The organism is Hyphomicrobium sp. 99 (assembly GCF_000384335.2).
In the GTDB taxonomy this organism is placed as follows: Bacteria; Pseudomonadota; Alphaproteobacteria; order Rhizobiales; family Hyphomicrobiaceae; genus Hyphomicrobium_B.
In genome coordinates this window covers 3,516,261-3,532,954 of sequence record NZ_KQ031382.1, presented here as the reverse complement: position 1 = coordinate 3,532,954, position 16,694 = coordinate 3,516,261, and the positions used below count along the sequence as shown (strand labels likewise).

General features: G+C 61.2%; 10 protein-coding genes. 6 read left to right on the top strand and 4 right to left on the bottom strand.

Translation table 11 applies throughout. The features are described from left to right. Nucleotides 1–12 precede the first annotated feature (12 nt). Both G359_RS17040 and hemH read left to right on the top strand, forming a co-directional pair. The gene (locus G359_RS17040) at nt 13–1,065 is read left to right on the top strand and encodes a CHAD domain-containing protein (protein WP_045837090.1); all 1,053 of its coding nucleotides are present in this window, start codon (nt 13–15) and stop codon (nt 1,063–1,065) included. A gap of 40 nt (nt 1,066–1,105) precedes the next feature. Further along, on the top strand, nt 1,106–2,167 hold the full coding sequence (gene hemH / locus G359_RS17035) for a ferrochelatase (protein ID WP_045837089.1): 1,062 nt from the start codon (nt 1,106–1,108) through the stop codon (nt 2,165–2,167). Nucleotides 2,168–2,203: 36 nt separating this feature from the next. On the opposite strand, the gene G359_RS17030 is transcribed toward hemH, so the two are convergent. Next, entirely contained in the window at nt 2,204–3,235 is a 1,032-nt protein-coding gene (locus G359_RS17030) for a KpsF/GutQ family sugar-phosphate isomerase (protein WP_082072986.1), read from the bottom strand. Between the two features lie 192 nt (nt 3,236–3,427). Here G359_RS17030 and G359_RS17025 point away from each other — a divergent pair, with 192 nt between their 5' ends. Then, nucleotides 3,428–5,053 carry an outer membrane beta-barrel protein gene (locus G359_RS17025; RefSeq protein WP_082072985.1) on the top strand — a complete coding sequence of 542 codons (1,626 nt, stop codon included), beginning with the start codon at nt 3,428–3,430 and terminating at the stop codon, nt 5,051–5,053. A gap of 12 nt (nt 5,054–5,065) precedes the next feature. Here the strand turns inward: G359_RS17025 and G359_RS17020 are convergent, their stop codons facing one another. Beyond that, nucleotides 5,066–5,962: a UTP--glucose-1-phosphate uridylyltransferase gene (locus tag G359_RS17020; protein WP_045838159.1), complete on the bottom strand. Its 897-nt coding sequence runs from the start codon at nt 5,960–5,962 to the stop codon at nt 5,066–5,068. 166 nt (nt 5,963–6,128) lie between these two features. Here G359_RS17020 and galE point away from each other — a divergent pair, with 166 nt between their 5' ends. The 3 genes from galE (at nt 6,129) to G359_RS17005 (ending at nt 9,911) form a co-directional block, all read left to right on the top strand. Then, nucleotides 6,129–7,130 (top strand): UDP-glucose 4-epimerase GalE, encoded by a 1,002-nt coding sequence (galE, locus tag G359_RS17015; RefSeq protein WP_045837088.1) that lies wholly within the window; start codon nt 6,129–6,131, stop codon nt 7,128–7,130. A gap of 134 nt (nt 7,131–7,264) precedes the next feature. Continuing rightward, nucleotides 7,265–8,461: a lytic murein transglycosylase gene (locus tag G359_RS17010; RefSeq protein ID WP_045838158.1), complete on the top strand. Its 1,197-nt coding sequence runs from the start codon at nt 7,265–7,267 to the stop codon at nt 8,459–8,461. 115 nt (nt 8,462–8,576) lie between these two features. After that, complete coding sequence (locus tag G359_RS17005; RefSeq protein WP_045837087.1) at nt 8,577–9,911, top strand: SGNH/GDSL hydrolase family protein; 1,335 nt, start codon at nt 8,577–8,579, stop codon at nt 9,909–9,911. Between the two features lie 65 nt (nt 9,912–9,976). Here the strand turns inward: G359_RS17005 and G359_RS17000 are convergent, their stop codons facing one another. Both G359_RS17000 and gltB read right to left on the bottom strand, forming a co-directional pair. Next, nucleotides 9,977–11,416, bottom strand: coding sequence for a glutamate synthase subunit beta (locus G359_RS17000; RefSeq protein WP_045837086.1), 1,440 nt, complete (start codon nt 11,414–11,416; stop codon nt 9,977–9,979). Between the two features lie 42 nt (nt 11,417–11,458). Continuing rightward, nucleotides 11,459–16,189, bottom strand: a complete 4,731-nt coding sequence (gene gltB / locus G359_RS16995; protein WP_045837085.1) for a glutamate synthase large subunit — start codon at nt 16,187–16,189, stop codon at nt 11,459–11,461. Nucleotides 16,190–16,694 lie beyond the last annotated feature (505 nt).

The window sequence follows — 16,694 nt, the reverse complement described above, 5'->3', positions numbered from 1 at the left end:
CCGTTCCCGCGTATGCCCTATCGGTTCAAAATCAACGAGCCCGTCGAAAAGGGGTTTCGTCGCATTGCGCGCGAGCAGCTCGATAGCTCGCTTGCTGAATTGGCGGGTCCGGAAGCCGATCCCAAATCCGTGCATGAGTGCCGTAAATCCATCAAGCGTTTGCGGGCGCTGTTGCGTCTCGCTGCGGATGGCTTGGGTGCAAAGAAGGCGCGGCGGCACACGAAGGCGTTGGGCGAGATCGGGAGGCTTCTCTCCGCGCGGCGCGACCAGACCGTGATGCTCGAAACGATCGGGAAACTTTCCAACGAATTTCCGGATGGCGCGGCCGCGCTCGCGCCCTTTCACGCTATGCTCGCGGCTCGTGCCGCAATCGAGCCGGAGCGGCTCGACCCGCATACCGCCGATCTTGCGCGTGATCTCCTGATCCAAGAGGCGAAGAAAATCACGCATTTCGGCATCAAGAAGCAGGGCTTTGCGGCGCTTGCGGGCGGCTTGGAAGAGAGCTACCGGCGAGGGCGGAAGGCAAGCCAATACGCCTACGACGAGCCTACCGACGAAAACTTCCACGAATTGCGCAAAGCTGTGCAGTGGCATTGGCGGCAGATGGCCTTGCTCGGCCGCGCGTGGCCGGATGAATTTGCTGTCAGGGTCAACGCCGCGCGAGAGCTCTCGCAGCTGCTTGGCGACGATCATGATCTCGCGGTGCTGGTCGCCGCAGTGTCGGCTGCGCCCGATTTGGCGGATGAGCAGAAAGACGCGGCCATTGCGCTTTGCCGGCAGCAGCAGCAGGTTTTGCGTGCGAAAGCCGAATATCGCGTGAAGCGGCTCTTTTGCGAAAAGACGCGGGACTTCATCAAGCGCGCAGCGGCATATTGGGACTATGGCCGGGCATTGGATCCGCTGGTCGACGCACCATCTCTGGTGCATTCGAGCGATCAGGCGGATCATGTCGAATTGGCTCCGGTCGATGATCGGGCTGGCGAGGCGAATAAGACGAGTGCACCGACGAAGCCAAGGCTCGCTGCAAAATCGGTGGCATCTGCCCCATCGCAACGGCGCGCCTGATCCGCTAGGGTCGCGCTGATTTTTCATATTCGGAGAGCGGATGAACGAAGTTCCAAAGCCAAACCAGTTTGAGCCCGAATCCGTCGTGCTGCCCGCTGGGCATCCCCCGGTCGCGCTCGGCCGTATCGGCGTTCTTCTCCTCAACCTCGGAACCCCAGACGGCACGACCTATTGGCCGATGCGCCGCTACCTTCGCGAATTTCTCTCGGACGAGCGCGTCATCGAGGAGCCGAAGTGGAAATGGTGGCCGATCCTCAATCTCATCATCCTGACGGTGCGTCCGAGCCGCAAGGGTCGCGACTACGCGTCGATCTGGAACAACGAGCGAAACGAAGGACCGCTGAAGACGATTACTCGGAGCAAGGCCGAGCAATTGACGAGCCGGCTGCAGGGTGATCCGCGGATCATCGTTGATTGGGCAATGCGCTATGCCAATCCGTCGACGGAAAGCCGGATCCTGGCGCTGAAAGAGCAGGGCTGCGATCGCATTCTGCTCGTGCCGCTCTATCCGCAATATGCAGCGGCGACGACTGCGACGGCATGCGATCAAGCATTCCGCGCGCTGATGAAAATGCGCTGGCAGCCCGCCATTCGTACGGCACCGAGCTATCACGATCATCCCGTTTACATCGATGCGCTCGCGCGTTCGATGCAGAAGAGCCTGGCCGATCTCGATTTCGAGCCGGAGAAGATCATCGCGACGTTCCACGGGATGCCGGAGAAGTACTTCAAGGCCGGCGATCCCTATCATTGCCAGTGCCAGAAAACCTCGCGGCTGCTGCGGCAGAAGCTTGGCATTTCCGAAGACCGGTGGCTGACGACGTTCCAGTCGCGTTTCGGTAATGATCCGTGGCTGCAGCCCTATACGGATAAAACCGTCGAGGCGCTGGCCAAATCGGGCGTCAAGAAATTGGCTCTGGTCGCGCCGGGCTTTTCAGCCGACTGTCTTGAGACGCTCGAAGAACTCGACGTCGAGAACCGGCACATCTTCGAATCGAACGGCGGTGAGAAATTCGCTTATCTCAAAGCGCTCAACGACAGTTCCGAGGGTGTCGACGTGATTGAAGCCGTGGTGCGCCGCGAGTTGCAGGGTTGGCTCTAACGGGAACGGGCGTCGCGGCGTGATGAGCCAGTTCGACTAGGCGACGCCCACTCTCAGCAAATCGTGCACGTGCACGATGCCGACGGGCTTCTGCTTCTCGACCACGAACAGCGCTGTAATGCGTGACGAGTTGATAAGCTCCAAGGCGGCTGACGCCAGCAGGGTCGGCGCAATCGTCTTGGGCTTCGCGGTCATCACCTCGTCCACCGTCACTTCGAGCAATCTGGCGCCCATGTGCCGCCGCAAATCGCCGTCGGTGATCACGCCGATGAGGCGGCCTTTGGCATCCGTCACGCCGACGCAGCCAAAGCTTTTTTCGGTCATGGCGACGAGAGCTTCCGACATCAGAGCGCCGCTGGCGATCAAAGGCAGCCGATCGGACGGATGCATGACGTCGGCGACATACTTCAGGTTGGCGCCGAGCGAACCGCCGGGATGGAAGATTTTGAAATCGTGGGCAGTGAAGCCGCGCGCGTCCAGCAGCGCAATCGCGAGGCTGTCGCCGATCGCGAGCTGGATGGTCGTCGACGTCGTCGGTGCGAGACCGTGCGGGCAGGCTTCCTTCACGCGGGGTAGAAGCAGAAGGATGTCGGCCTGCTCGCCGAGAGCGGAATTTGCCTGCGAGGTGATCGCGATCAACGGAACCGCAAACCGGCGCGAATAGGTAATGATGGGTTTGAGTTCAACGGTCTCACCGGACCAGGACAGCGCGAGGATGAGATCCGACCGCGTGATCATTCCGAGGTCGCCGTGAGAGGCTTCGCCGGGGTGGACGAAGAAAGCCGGCGTTCCGGTCGAAGCAAAGGTCGCAGCGATTTTCTGGGCGACGTGGCCGCTCTTGCCGATGCCGGTCACGATGACGCGGCCGCTGACAGCCTTCAGGCGGCGAACGGCTTCATCGAACGCCGGGGCCATGGGACCCGCAACCTCGTTCGCGAGCTGCGACAAGCCTTCGGCACCGAGATTGAGTGTACGAAGTGCCGAGGAAATCGGCGTCGTCTCGTCGGACTCGCCGGCATTTCCCCTGCGCTCGCCGTCAGGCAGCTGGAATGGAATTACCTTCTGCATCCGCTCAATTTCCCCCACTTGCGCGATGTTCGGCTGGCTCTGTGACTCAACCGAACGGCATTAACAGTTTCGCTTTTGAGGGGCGCAGAAGCAACCCCCGGTTCGTCTTAAAGCGACATTAACCAACCGTTTCTACGGTGCCTCGGTGACTTGTGGCGTTTCGCGTGGAAAGTCGTTCATGGGGACGCTGAAATGGTCGACCGGCTGTTCGCCTGGTTGATAAGTGGAATTGTGGTTGTAACGCTTTCGAGCGTGCCGGGACAGCATGCTCGCGCGCAGGATGCAACTGCTGGTGGGCAGACCACGATCAGCGAGACCTATCCTTCCGGATCTTCGCAACAGTCGCTGCTTCAATCCGATTCACAGGACGACGATGATGCCGGAAACGGGCCGGCATCGAAGTCCGATCGATTAGATACTGTTGATCCGCAGCAGAGTGGACAGGTGGAAGACGGCGACGCGGGTCTCTCCGCCGATCCCTCCGGCCTTGTCGATGGCGGCGTCGATACGGCGGGTGAGCAGGCGCAGTCGTTGGACGGAGATCCGACGCGTGGCGGCGCGCCCGCGGACGGCGACGACGTTGTGCTCAACGAAAACCCACCTGCGGGTTACGATCCGTTGCTCTTCCAGATCGAAGACCTCGATCCCTATTCCGACAACCGGACCCCGCGGCGGCTCTTCCGGCAGGAGCCCTACGATCCGGTTGGCATCAAGGTCGGCAGCTTCGTTCTCTTTCCAGAGGTCGAGTTCGGCGCGTCCTACTATTCGAACGTCTTTCACGCGCCCGGTTCGCCCTCCGATTGGGCGATGGATGTGAAACCGGGGGCGCGGCTCGTATCGAATTGGGGAACGCATGCGCTCGAGTTCAGGGCCGTCGGCGCGCTGAGCTTTTACAACGACTTTCCGACCGAAGACGATCGCGACTACACGCTCGAGGCGCGCGCCCGGCTCGACATCACGAGGCGCGCCAATATCCAGGCACTGATTTCGCGGCAGCAATATCTGGAAGATCGCTCGGCGCTTGACGCAAGTTCAGTCGGCACACGGTCGGTCGTCGACACGGATCGCGCGGAAGTCGCCTACAATCAGCGCTTCAATCGGCTGTCGTACCAGCTTCGCGGAAGTGTCCAGGATTATACTTACGGCAGTACCGAAGACGCGGGCGTTGTGACGCCCAATCGCGATCGCGACTATACGGTTTACGAGGAGACGGTCCGAACCTCTTGGGAGGCCAAGCCGTCGTTCTCGCCCTATTTCGAGTTCGCATACAATCATCGCGATTACGGGGAAGCTGCTCAGAGCGACCTCATCAATCGCACGTCGGATGGTCAGCGCTACCGGTTCGGCGTGTCGTTCGGAAACACGGGCGAAATTCTTCGTGGTGACATCAGCCTCGGGTACGGCATCCAGACGCCCGAAGATGCACGTCTTCACCCGGTCGACGGTCTGACGATCGATGCCAATGCGACGTGGCGTGCGAGCGCGCTGACATCGGTTTTGTTCAACGCCAGCACGGATGTTTCAGAGACGACGACCGCAAATGTCGGCGGTGCATTTTATCGTTCGGTCGGCTTCGAGGTTCGGCATGAGCTGAGACGCTATCTCGTCGCTTCCGCAGGGCTCGTCTATTCGAACCAGAACTCGCAGGACGGGATTATCAACGATACTCAATGGGCCGAGACGGTTGGCATCGAATACTACGCCAACCGCAACACTGTGCTCTTCGGTAAATACCAGCACGTGGATTTCAATGGCATCGGCGTACCGAACGACTACGTGGGCGACGAGGTCCACTTCGGCGTCCGGCTGCGCCAATAAGCCAGTCAGACGCTATGCGTTCGATGCCAGCAGCCGGTTCAGATCGCGCCTGAAGTCATCGGCGAGATCGGGACGCTCGAGCGCGAGCGCGACGTTCGCTGTCAAGAAACCGAGCTTCGATCCGCAGTCGTAGATGTCGCCATCGAAACGGACGGCGTGGAAGGGCTGTCCAGCGACTTGCATCAGGCCGATCATGGAGTCTGTGATCTGGATTTCGCCGCCGGCGCCGCGTTCCTGCTTTTCGAGCAGGCCGAAAATCTCCGGCTGCAGAATGTAGCGTCCGGTGATGTGCAGGTTGGACGGCGCGGTGCCGGGCTTCGGCTTCTCGACCATTCCGGTGATCGGGGAGACCTTGGCGTTTTGATCCTTTACGCCGACGATGCCGTATTGATGCGTTTGGTCGTCGGGTACGGGAGCGACGGCGAGAAGGTTGCCGCCCGTCTTGGCATAGGCTTCGATCATATCGCCGAGGCACGGCGAGCGGCCGTGATGGAGCATGTCGGGCAAGAGCAACGCGAAGGGCTCGTCGCCGACGAGTTCCCGCGCGCACCAGACGGCGTGTCCGAGACCGAGCGGAGACTGCTGGCGTGTGAAGCTCGTTTGACCTGCCTGCGGAAGATCGCGAGCGAGGGCTTCGATTTCCTTGCTTTTGCCGCGGGCGGCAAGGGTCGATTCAAGCTCGAACTGCTTGTCGAAGTGATCCTCGATGACGCCCTTATTTCGTCCGGTGACGAAAATGAAATGCTCAATGCCGGCGGCTCGCGCCTCGTCGACCACGTGCTGCAGTACGGGCCGATCGACAACCGTTAACATTTCTTTCGGTACCGCCTTGGTGGCGGGAAGAAATCGGGTCCCGAGACCGGCAACCGGGAAGACAGCTTTACGAATGGGTCTTTTTGCAACGCTCATCATATGCTCCGAGGACGCTAGATGCGGTCCAAGCTCATTTGGTAACGATTTATGTCTATTCCCCGTTTTTGAGAAGCAATCTCGCGGGGAGCGGGGCGGGTCATTTGCGCTGGGGCGCTGTCTCCTTTAGGTCTGTGGGTATCGAACTCGGGAGTCCATTGCAACTATGAGCGTACTGGTCACCGGCGGGGCCGGTTACATCGGCAGCCATATGGTCCTCGAGCTAGTGGACAGGGGTGAGGACGTCGTCGTCATCGATAATCTGTCTACGGGGTTTCGTTGGGCCGTCGATAGCCGTGCGACGCTTGTGGTGGGCGACATCGCCGATAACGACCTCGTCAAGAAAACGATCCACAGCCACGGCGTCGATGCGATTATCCATTTCGCCGGGTCGATCGTGGTTCCGGATTCGGTCGCCGATCCGCTCGGCTATTATTTGAACAATACGGTCAAATCGCGAGGGCTCATCGCTGCGGCGGTCGAGACCGGCGTGAAGAATTTCATTTTCTCCTCGACCGCGGCCGTCTACGGCAACCCGGAGGAAAATCCGGTATCGGAAAGCGCTCCGCCGGCCCCGATGTCGCCCTACGGTTCCTCGAAGCTCATGACCGAGATCATGCTGTCCGACGCTTCGCGCGCGCATGATTTCCGTTTCGTCGCCCTCCGCTATTTCAACGTGGCGGGTGCCGATCCCAAAGGCCGGTCCGGACAATCGACGCCTCGGGCGACACACTTGATCAAGGTTGCCTGCGAGACCGCTCTCGGCAAGCGTCCGCAAATGGAGGTCTTCGGAACCGATTATCCGACGCCTGACGGCACCTGCGTGCGCGACTATATCCACGTCAGCGATCTCGCGAAGGCGCACTCGGTGGCGCTCGACCATCTGCGCCGGGGGGGCGCGTCCGACATCTTCAACTGCGGCTACTCCAAGGGCTATTCCGTCATCGAGGTCATCGCCGCGGTGAAGCGCGTTTCCGGTGTCGATTTTAAGGTACTGCTGTCGCCGCCGCGGGCGGGCGATCCCGCGGCGATCGTCGCCGCGTCTGCAAAAATCCGCGAGAAGCTCGGCTGGCGGCCGCAGCATGACGATTTGGAACAGATCGTCGCGCAGGCGCTTAACTGGGAGAGGCGCGTTGACGCCCTGAAGGCCGGGGCCGTCGAGGCCTGAGCCCCAAAAATGCCCTGAAAATCAGGCAATCGCTCGCATCCGCTAGGCGGCCCGTTACGCAAGGAAGGCAGCGACCGATGTCGTTCAGACGACGCTATTACGAGATTTTGTCTGCTGTCGTCGTGGCGGCCGTGATGGCATTTGCGACGCCTGTCGTCCAAGCGAAACCGGCGGAAGAATTCCGCGCCTTCATCGAGAGCCTTTGGCCTGATGCAAAGGCTGCGGGCGTCAGCCGACAAACATTCGATGCAGCTTTCGCTGGCGTCGAACCCGATTACACCATTCCGGATCTCGATATTCCCGGTCGGCCGAAGGTTGATAACAGCGGTCAGGCGGAATTCACGAAGACGGCGGCCGATTATCTCTCGAAGGCTTATCTCGAATCGCTTGCCGTGCAGGGCCGGAAATTTCTCGCCGAGCACAAGGCCGATCTCGAGCGCATTGAAAAAATGACCGGCGTCGATCGCTATACGCTCGTCGCTATCTGGGGTCGTGAAACAGCGTACGGATCTTATCATCCGCCGAACGATGCGATCCGGATGCTTGCGACGCTCGCTTACACCGGAAAACGCAAGGAGAAGTTTCGCGAGGAGCTGATCGCGGCGCTCGAGATGCTGCAGCAGGGCGTTCCGCGCTCGGACATGAAATCTTCCTGGGCCGGTGCGCTCGGCCTGACTCAGGCCATGCCGACCGAATATCTGAAATACGCGGTCGACGGCGATGGCGACGGCAAGATCGACATCTGGCGCTCGGTCGCTGATGCGCTCGCGTTCACGGCGCGGCAGCTCGAAGGCAAGGGTTGGGTTCGCGGCGCGCGCTGGGGTTACGAGGTGGTTGCGCCCCCCAAGGCTGATTGCTCGCTCGAAGGGCCGCCCGACGCCCGGCCGATCGGCGACTGGGTGAAGATGGGCTTCCGCAAGGCGAGCGGCGCGCCGTTCACACAAGCGCAGCTTGCGGACGATGCCTACCTGATGATGCCTGCAGGTGCCTACGGTCCGGCGTTTCTCGCGGCACAGAATTTTCGCGTCATTCGGCTCTACAACACATCCGACCTCTACGCGCTGTTCGTCGGAAATCTCGGCGACCGCATCCGAGGGGACGGAGATTTCGTGACGCCGTGGAAATCCTTCGCGCAGCCACGGACGCAGACCGTTCACGATCTGCAAGCCAAGCTCAAGGATTTGGGCTATCCCATGGACAAGACCGATGGGAAAATCGGCTCCAATACGCGCAAGCAGATCGGGCTTTATCAAAAGGCCAATGGGCTGAAAATCGATTGCTGGCCGTCTGACGGGGTGCTCGCGCACGCCAACTCGCAGGCGAAGCGTTAAAGCCGTTCCGGCTGCGGTGAGGCTCGGCGTTGGAGGTCTGGCACCGACGCTGTATGGTGCGGACTTGGAATCATCGCGTCGGCAATCTTGCGGCTCACGAAAGGCACACGACCGGATGAGCGCTTTCTCCAGGCATCTCTGCCTCTGGCTCGCGGTGATCCTCACCGCGATCTCGGCCGTGCCTGGTTCGCCGGTAATGGCTGGCGACGACGATCAGGGCGGAACATTCCTCACGTCGTTCCCGGATAATGACGTCTATCAAGTGGCCGTCTACGGCGATGAGTTTGCGGAAGGCCTGCTCGCGGGTCTGCTCGTCGCGTTCGGTTCCGACATCCGGATGAACATCCAGCGTCAGGTGACACCGTTCTCCGGCATCGGTCTCGCGGATTTCGATACCAAGGTTGCGAACCTCGAAAAGGCGATCGCATCGCAGCCGCTCAACATCGCGATCGTGATGGTGGGCGAAGACGACCGCATGTTTTTTCGTGGCCCCGACGGCAAGCGCTTGCCGATTGGAGGCGACGCTTGGCTTGCCGAATATACCCGCCGCGTCGATCGGCTGATGCGGGCGTTCAAGAGCAAGAATGCCGGCGTCTACTGGGTCGGTATGCCTAATGTCGCGCGCTCGGATGCCAACGAACTCGCTCAGAAAATGAACGACGTCATCCGCGAACGCGCCTATCTCAATGGCTATAAATACATCGACGCCTACCAAGGGTTCACCGACGAAAACGGCGCGTATTCGTCTTACGGGCCCGATCTCGAAGGCGCGATCCGGCTGTTGCGGCTTCGGGACGGCGTCAACTTTACGGACGCCGGGAATCGCAAGCTCGCGCATTTCGTCGAGAAGGAATTGCGGCCCGATCTCATCCAGGCCAAGGCCAATCGCAACGTTCCGTTGCTCGGGGCTGAACCCGAGCAGGCAAAGATCAATCCGGACAATGCGGTGAAGACTCCCGCGCCGTCGTCGCCTGTCGCGCAGTCAGCTGAGGCAGCTCACCGGGCGCCTGTCGTCAAGGGCTCGTCGCACGACGGTTCGCCGCCTTCGGCATCGGGCGACGGCTCGGGCGAGCAGAAGGCCGACAACGGCCGGATCACGCTCAAGATCGTTGGCAGTAACGGGCGTGAAGAATCTCAGACGATCGAGATCGTCCGGCCTGCGATCCCTGCGTCGGTGGTGACGCTGATGGCGCGCCGGGAAGGTTCGGGGCAGCGGGGCGATTTGCTCGTCGATCAGATTGCCGGTGGTCTGACGCTTATGAGTTCGATTTCGCCTTCCGGAAATAAAGACCGCGGACGCCTTTCGCCGACGCAAGCGCCGTATTTCCGGCTGCTCGTCAAAGGCGAGCGGCTGCAGCCGAAGCCTGGCCGCGCCGATGATGTGACGTGGCCGCCGAAGCCTGACACGACGAGCGAGGCGAGGCCTGCCGCGCCGCCGCCCAGAGGATAATTCGAGATAAAAAAAGCGAGCTGCGGTGAAGCAGCTCGCTCGTTTCGTTTGAATCGTCGCGGCCCTTAGCGCGGCAGAACGGTCGATCCCATCAGGAACTTGTCGATGGCGTGCGCCGCTTGCCGGCCTTCCCGGATCGCCCAGACGACGAGCGACTGACCGCGCCGGATATCGCCCGCGCAGAAGAGTTTCGGCGAGGTCGAAAGCTTGTAGTCCTTGTCCGTCGCGTCGAGGCCCTTGAAGCGGCCGCGCGGTACGACCGGCAACTGGAATTCCTTGACGATGTCGCCTTCCACGGGGCCCGAAAAGCCCATCGCGAAGAGAACAAGGTCGGCGTCGAGCGCACCTTCGGTGCCTTTGATCGGCTGCAGGTTAGAGTTCACCCGCGTGTAGTGAAGCTTCTTCACCTTGCCGCCTTCGCCGGAGAAGCCGGTGGTCGAAATCGAATACTCGGTCTTCGCGCCTTCGGCTTGCGAGGAGGAGACGCGCAGCTTCAGCGGCCAATGCGGCCAGGAGAGCGCCTTGTTCTCCTTCTCAGGCGGCATCGGCATGATTTCGAGCTGCGTCACGCTCTTCGCGCCTTGGCGGAAGGAGGTGCCGATGCAGTCGGAGCCGGTGTCGCCGCCGCCGATGACGACGACGTGCTTATCCTTCGCGGAGATTTCCTTGGTCTTCGGCTTCTGCGGCTCGCCCGCGTTGCGACGGTTCTGCTGGGGCAGGAAATCCATCGCGTAATGGAGGCCGTCGAGATCGCGGCCCGGTGACTTCGCGAAGAAGTCGAACGGCTCCTCGGAGCCGATGGCGATCAGCACGGCGTCGTGCTTTGATTCCAGATACTTCGCTGAGAGATCCTGGCCGACGTGGATGCCGCAATGGAAGGTCACGCCTTCGGCTTCCATCTGCTTGACGCGACGGGCGATGACGGCCTTTTCCATCTTGAAGTCGGGGATGCCGTAAACGAGCAAGCCGCCGGGGCGGGCGTTCTTCTCGTAGACGTGGACGTCATGACCGGCGCGCGCGAGCTGTTGCGCGGCGGCGAGACCTGCGGGACCCGAGCCAATGATGGCGACCTTCTTGCCGGTCTTCTTATCGGGCGGAAGCGGTAGCACCCAGCCTTCTTCCCAAGCGCGATCGGCGATCGTGTTTTCGATCGTTTTGATCGTCACCGGCTTGTCGTCGATGTTCAGCGTGCACGACGCTTCGCAGGGCGCTGGGCAGATGCGGCCCGTCACCTCGGGGAAGTTGTTCGTCGAATGGAGGTTGTCGGACGCTTCCTTCCAGTCGCCGCGATAGACGAGATCGTTCCAGTCGGGGATCTGGTTGTTGACCGGGCAGCCCGAGTGACAATACGGGATGCCGCAATCCATGCAGCGCGCAGCCTGTTTCTTGACGTCAGGCTCGGCCAGCGGAACGACGAATTCCTTGTAGTGCTTCAGACGCTCTTCGACCGGCTTGTACTTGCGGTCAGCGCGGTCGATTTCCAGAAACCCTGTCGGCTTGCCCATTTCTTCTTTCGTCTTTCTAATTCGCGATTGGCAGAGCGATAGCTATTGCTTGGTTGCGGCCTCAAGCTCAGCCTCGCGATTGGTTTCGCGGGCCTTGGCCAGCTCAGTCAGTGCGCGACGGTATTCGACCGGCATCACCTTTTTGAACTTCGGCAGGAAGTCCGAGAAGTTCTTCAGGATTTCCTGGGCGCGACGCGAGTTGGTGTAGTGCGCATGACGCGAGATGAGCGTGTGCAGACGTTCAACGTCCTGCTCGCGCATATCGACCATGACGTTCCGGACCGCAATCGCAACGTCGCCGCCCTGTTGAGCCAGCTTCTGGAGCGAGCCCGAATCGGCAGTCAGCGCTTCGAGCTGCACCATCTCCTTGTTGAGACGGCCTTCGAAGTCGCCCTTCTCGTCGAGCACGTAGGCGATGCCGCCCGACATACCGGCAGCAAAGTTGCGCCCGGTCTCACCGAGAACGACGACGACGCCGCCCGTCATGTATTCGCAGCCGTGATCGCCGGTGCCTTCGACGACGGCATAGGCGCCGGAGTTGCGGACGGCGAAGCGCTCGCCGGCGACGCCGCGGAAATAGCATTCGCCGGTGATCGCGCCGTAAAGCACGGTGTTGCCGACGATGATGCTTTCCTCGGGCGTGATTGAGGATTTCGGATCAGGACGAACGATCAGCTTGCCGCCCGACAATCCCTTGCCGACGTAGTCGTTGCCTTCGCCGACGAGGTCGAGCGTGACGCCGTGCGCGACCCATGCGCCGAACGCCTGCCCCGCCGTGCCTTTGAACGACAGCCAGATGGTGTCTTCCGGCAGGCCCGTGTGACCGAAGCGCTTGGCGACTTCGCCCGAGAGCATGGCGCCCGTCGAGCGGTTCACGTTCTTGATTTCGAGGTCGGCTTTCACCGGCCGCTTCAATTCAAGAGCGGGTTTCGCAAGCTCGATCAGCTGGACGTCCAGGACCTTGTCGAGACCGTGATCCTGACGCTCGCTGTTGAATACGGCGACGCCCTTCGGCGCATGGGGCTTATGGAAGAGCTTCGTGAAGTCGAGACCACGTGCCTTCCAGTGCTCAATCGCGCGATCCTTATCGAGCTGATCGCTTTGGCCGATCATCTCGCTGAAGGTGCGGAAGCCGAGCTGAGCCATGATCTCGCGGACTTCTTCGGCGACGAAGAAGAAGTAGTTGATCACGTGCTCGGGTTTGCCGGAGAACTTCGCGCGCAATACCGGGTCCTGCGTCGCGACGCCGACCGGGCAGGTGTTCAGGTGGCACTTGCGCATCATGATGCAGCCAGCCGCGATCAGCGGCGCGGTGGCGAAGCCGAATTCATCGGCGCCGAGAAGCGCACCAATCACGACGTCGCGTCCGGTCCTGATGCCGCCGTCGACCTGAACGGCGATGCGGCCGCGCAGACGATTGGCGACGAGGGTCTGATGGGTTTCGGCGAGGCCGATCTCCCACGGCGAGCCCGCGTGCTTGATCGACGTCAACGGAGACGCGCCGGTGCCGCCTTCGAAGCCTGAAATCGTCACGTGGTCGGCGCGCGCCTTCGCGACGCCTGCCGCGACAGTGCCGACGCCGACTTCCGAGACGAGCTTCACGGAGACGTCAGCCTTCGGGTTGACGTTCTTCAGGTCGTAGATGAGCTGCGCCAGATCCTCGATCGAATAGATGTCGTGATGCGGCGGCGGCGAGACGAGCGTGACGCCCGGTGTCGAGTGACGGACTTTGGCGATCGTCGCGTCGACCTTGTGACCGGGCAGCTGGCCGCCTTCGCCGGGCTTGGCGCCCTGGGCCATCTTGATCTGAATCATGTCGGAGTTGACGAGGTATTCCGTCGTCACGCCGAAGCGGCCGGAGGCGACCTGCTTGATTGCCGAGCGCATCGAATCGCCGTTGGCCATCGGTTTGAAGCGATCGGATTCCTCGCCGCCTTCGCCGGTGTTGGAACGGCCGCCGATACGGTTCATCGCGATGGCGAGCGTGGTGTGCGCTTCGCGGCTGATCGAGCCGTAGCTCATCGCGCCGGTCGAAAAGCGCTTCACGATGCTGGCGGCGGATTCCACTTCCTCGAGGGGAACGGGCTTGCGGCCGAAGGATTCGCCCGAGCGAATGCGGAACATGCCGCGCAGCGTCATCAACTGCTCGGACTGATCGTCGATCGACTTCGAATAGTCGCGGTACTTCTGCGGAACGCGCCCGCTCATCGCGTCCTTGTTGTCGGTCGCGCGGACGGCATGCTGCAGATCCGCCACCGTTCCGGGCCGCCACATGTGGGCTTCGCCACGGACGCGATAGGCGTACTCGCCGCCGACTTCGAGGGCGTTCGCCAGAACGGGTACGTCGCCGAACGCCGCTTTGTGGCGCTCGACCGTTTCGCGCGCGATCTCGCGCAGGCCGACGCCTTCGACCTGGGTGTGGGTGCCTGTGAAGTAGCGATCGACGAAGCTCGAACGCAGGCCGACGGCGTCGAAAATCTGGGCGCCGCAATAGGACTGATAGGTCGAGATACCCATCTTCGCCATGACCTTCAGCATGGCTTTGCCGATGGCCTTGATGAAGCGCTTCTTGACCATCTCCGGCGTCGTTCCCTCGGGAAGTTCCGGAAGCATCGTGTAGAGAGTTTCGAACGCGAGATAGGGGTTGATCGCTTCGGCGCCGTAGCCGGCGAGCGTGCAGAACTGATTGATCTCGTGCGCTTCACCCGTCTCGACGACGAGACCGACGGAGGTTCTCAGACCCTGCTTGATCAGATGATGGTGCACGGCCGACGTCGCGAGCAGCGAGGGCAGCGCGATGCGGTCCGGTCCGGCGCGGCGGTCGGACAGAATGATGATGTTGAACTCTTTGGCGCGAACGTACTCTTCCGCTTCGGCGCAGATGCCGTCGAGCGCCGAGCCCATACCGCCTTCGCCCTTCTCGGCCGGATAGGTGATGTCGATCGTGATCGATTCGAAATCATTGTCCTTCACGGCGCCGATGCCGCGGATGCGCTCAAGGTCTTCGTTCGTCAGAATAGGCTGGCTGACCTCAAGGCGCTTCTGGTTCGATGTGCCTTGAAGGTCGAGGATGTTCGGACGCGGACCGATGAACGAGACAAGGCTCATCACCAGCTCTTCGCGAATCGAGTCGATCGGCGGGTTCGTCACCTGCGCGAAGTTCTGCTTGAAGTAGGTGTGCAGCAGCTTCGACTTCGACGAGAGCGCCGAGATCGGCGTGTCGGTTCCCATCGAGCCGGTGGCTTCCTCACCCTTCTCGGCCATAGGCGTCAGCAGGAACTTGATGCTTTCCTGCGTGTAGCCGAACGCCTGCTGCAGATCGAGCAGCGCGACGTTCGTCTTCGGCACGGCTACGCCCTTCGTCGGGAGCGGCAGGTCGGAAACCTTGATCTGCGTGCGCTTCAGCCACGTCTCGTAGGGGTGGCTCGCCGTAATTTCTGACTTCAGCTCCTCATCGGAAATGATGCAGCCGTTCTCAAGGTCGATCAGCAGCATCTTGCCGGGCTGGAGGCGCCACTTCTTGACGATGTTTTCCTCGGCGACGGGCAGCACGCCCGACTCCGACGACATGATTACCGTGTCGTCCTTGGTGACGAGATAGCGCGCCGGGCGCAGACCATTGCGATCAAGCGTGGCGCCGATCTGGCGGCCGTCGGTGAACGCCATCGCCGCGGGGCCGTCCCACGGTTCCATCAAGCAGGCATGGTATTCGTAGAAGGCGCGGCGCTTGGTATCCATCGTCGGATTGCCGGCCCAGGCTTCCGGGATCAGCATCATCGCAGCGTGCGAGAGGCTATAGCCGCCCATCACGAGGAATTCGAGCGCGTTGTCGAAGCACGCCGTGTCGGACTGGCCTTCATACGAGATCGGCCACAGCTTCGAGATCCGATCGCCGAATAGGGGCGAGGATACGGATGCCTGGCGCGCGGCCATCCAGTTGACGTTGCCGCGCAGCGTATTGATTTCGCCGTTATGGGCGACCATCCGGTAGGGATGCGCAAGCTTCCACGACGGGAAGGTGTTGGTCGAGAAGCGCTGGTGGACGAGGGCGAGAGCCGATACGAGGCGCGGATCGGAAAGATCCTTGTAGTAGGCCTTCACCTGGTACGAGAGGAACATGCCCTTGTAGACGAGCGTGCGCGTCGACAGGGACACAGTGTAATGGCCGATGTCGCGACCCTTGTAGGCGTCGTGAATGGCATTCGAGACGACCTTGCGAACGATATAGAGGTGACGCTCGAACTCTTCCTGATCGTTCATCGACGCCGGACGGCGGACGAACACCTGCCGCTGTACCGGTTCGACGTCGCGCACCATGTCCGAAAGACAGCTGTTATCGACAGGGACCGTGCGCCAGCCGATCAGCTCCAGACCTTCTTCCTTGAGGCAGCGCGCCCAGACACGTTCGCAATGCGCACGAAGACGTTCGTCGCGGGGCATGAAAATCTGGCCGACGGCGTACTGTCCGGGTGCCGGCAACTCGAAGCCCGAGGTTTTGGTCTCGGCTGCCAGGAAATCGTGTGGGATCTGAATCAGGATGCCGGCGCCGTCGCCCGAGAGCGGATCGGCACCAACCGCGCCGCGGTGCTCGAGGTTCTCGAGAATCTTCAGAGCGCCTTCGACGATGGCGTGGGACTTCTTACCCTTGAGGTTCGCGATGAAACCGACGCCGCATGCGTCGCGTTCAAGAGCCGGATCAAAAAGACCTTCCTTCGCCGGACGGCTTCCGTCGCCGATTTCGTCTTCCAGCGGAGACAGGTAACCTTCGCTCATCTCTTGCCTCGTATGGCCAGTGGCCTGAATTTCAAAACTTCGGTGTGATAGGATGCCTCTAAGAGGCGCGGTTCATTCGATGGTTCGTGCAGCGCTACGTCGCCGGATAATACCCGTCACGCGTAGCGCGGGCGTTTTCGGCCACTTTGGGCCGACGCTCGATGGCGAACAGTATGAAGCCCGCTGCCGAATTCACGGCTCTGCAAACCGCATATCCTGCTTTCAAACACCTAATATCTCCCACGCCACGAACAGCCGCAAAGCAATGCCTCGGCCGATCGCGAATCGTTCGCACTGTTCACCGTGCACACCCTACCGGCGCACAAAGGACAGCAGTATTGACCTATCTAACAAATTCTACAGATTTGACACTGCGGCACAAGCGGTAAGAGCGGCCGTACGACACAATCATTTTTGGAAAGTTTGCGAAGCTGTGCAGTAATAAAATTTCTTTGAGACGCCTCCCATAGCAAGACGGCAGCCGCGCACGGGGCGCAGCTGCCGC

Bases quoted from the DNA above. Each gene is read 5' to 3' on its own strand.
- hemH (WP_045837089.1), top strand. From the start codon at position 1,106: ATGAACGAAGTTCCAAAGCCAAACCAGTTTGAGCCCGAATCCGTCGTG.
- G359_RS17040 (WP_045837090.1), top strand. From the start codon at position 13: ATGCCCTATCGGTTCAAAATCAACGAGCCCGTCGAAAAGGGGTTTCGT.
- G359_RS17025 (WP_082072985.1), top strand. From the start codon at position 3,428: ATGGTCGACCGGCTGTTCGCCTGGTTGATAAGTGGAATTGTGGTTGTA.
- gltB (WP_045837085.1), bottom strand. From the start codon at position 16,189: ATGAGCGAAGGTTACCTGTCTCCGCTGGAAGACGAAATCGGCGACGGA.
- galE (WP_045837088.1), top strand. From the start codon at position 6,129: ATGAGCGTACTGGTCACCGGCGGGGCCGGTTACATCGGCAGCCATATG.
- G359_RS17030 (WP_082072986.1), bottom strand. From the start codon at position 3,235: ATGCAGAAGGTAATTCCATTCCAGCTGCCTGACGGCGAGCGCAGGGGA.
- G359_RS17000 (WP_045837086.1), bottom strand. From the start codon at position 11,416: ATGGGCAAGCCGACAGGGTTTCTGGAAATCGACCGCGCTGACCGCAAG.
- G359_RS17010 (WP_045838158.1), top strand. From the start codon at position 7,265: ATGGCATTTGCGACGCCTGTCGTCCAAGCGAAACCGGCGGAAGAATTC.
- G359_RS17005 (WP_045837087.1), top strand. From the start codon at position 8,577: ATGAGCGCTTTCTCCAGGCATCTCTGCCTCTGGCTCGCGGTGATCCTC.
- G359_RS17020 (WP_045838159.1), bottom strand. From the start codon at position 5,962: ATGAGCGTTGCAAAAAGACCCATTCGTAAAGCTGTCTTCCCGGTTGCC.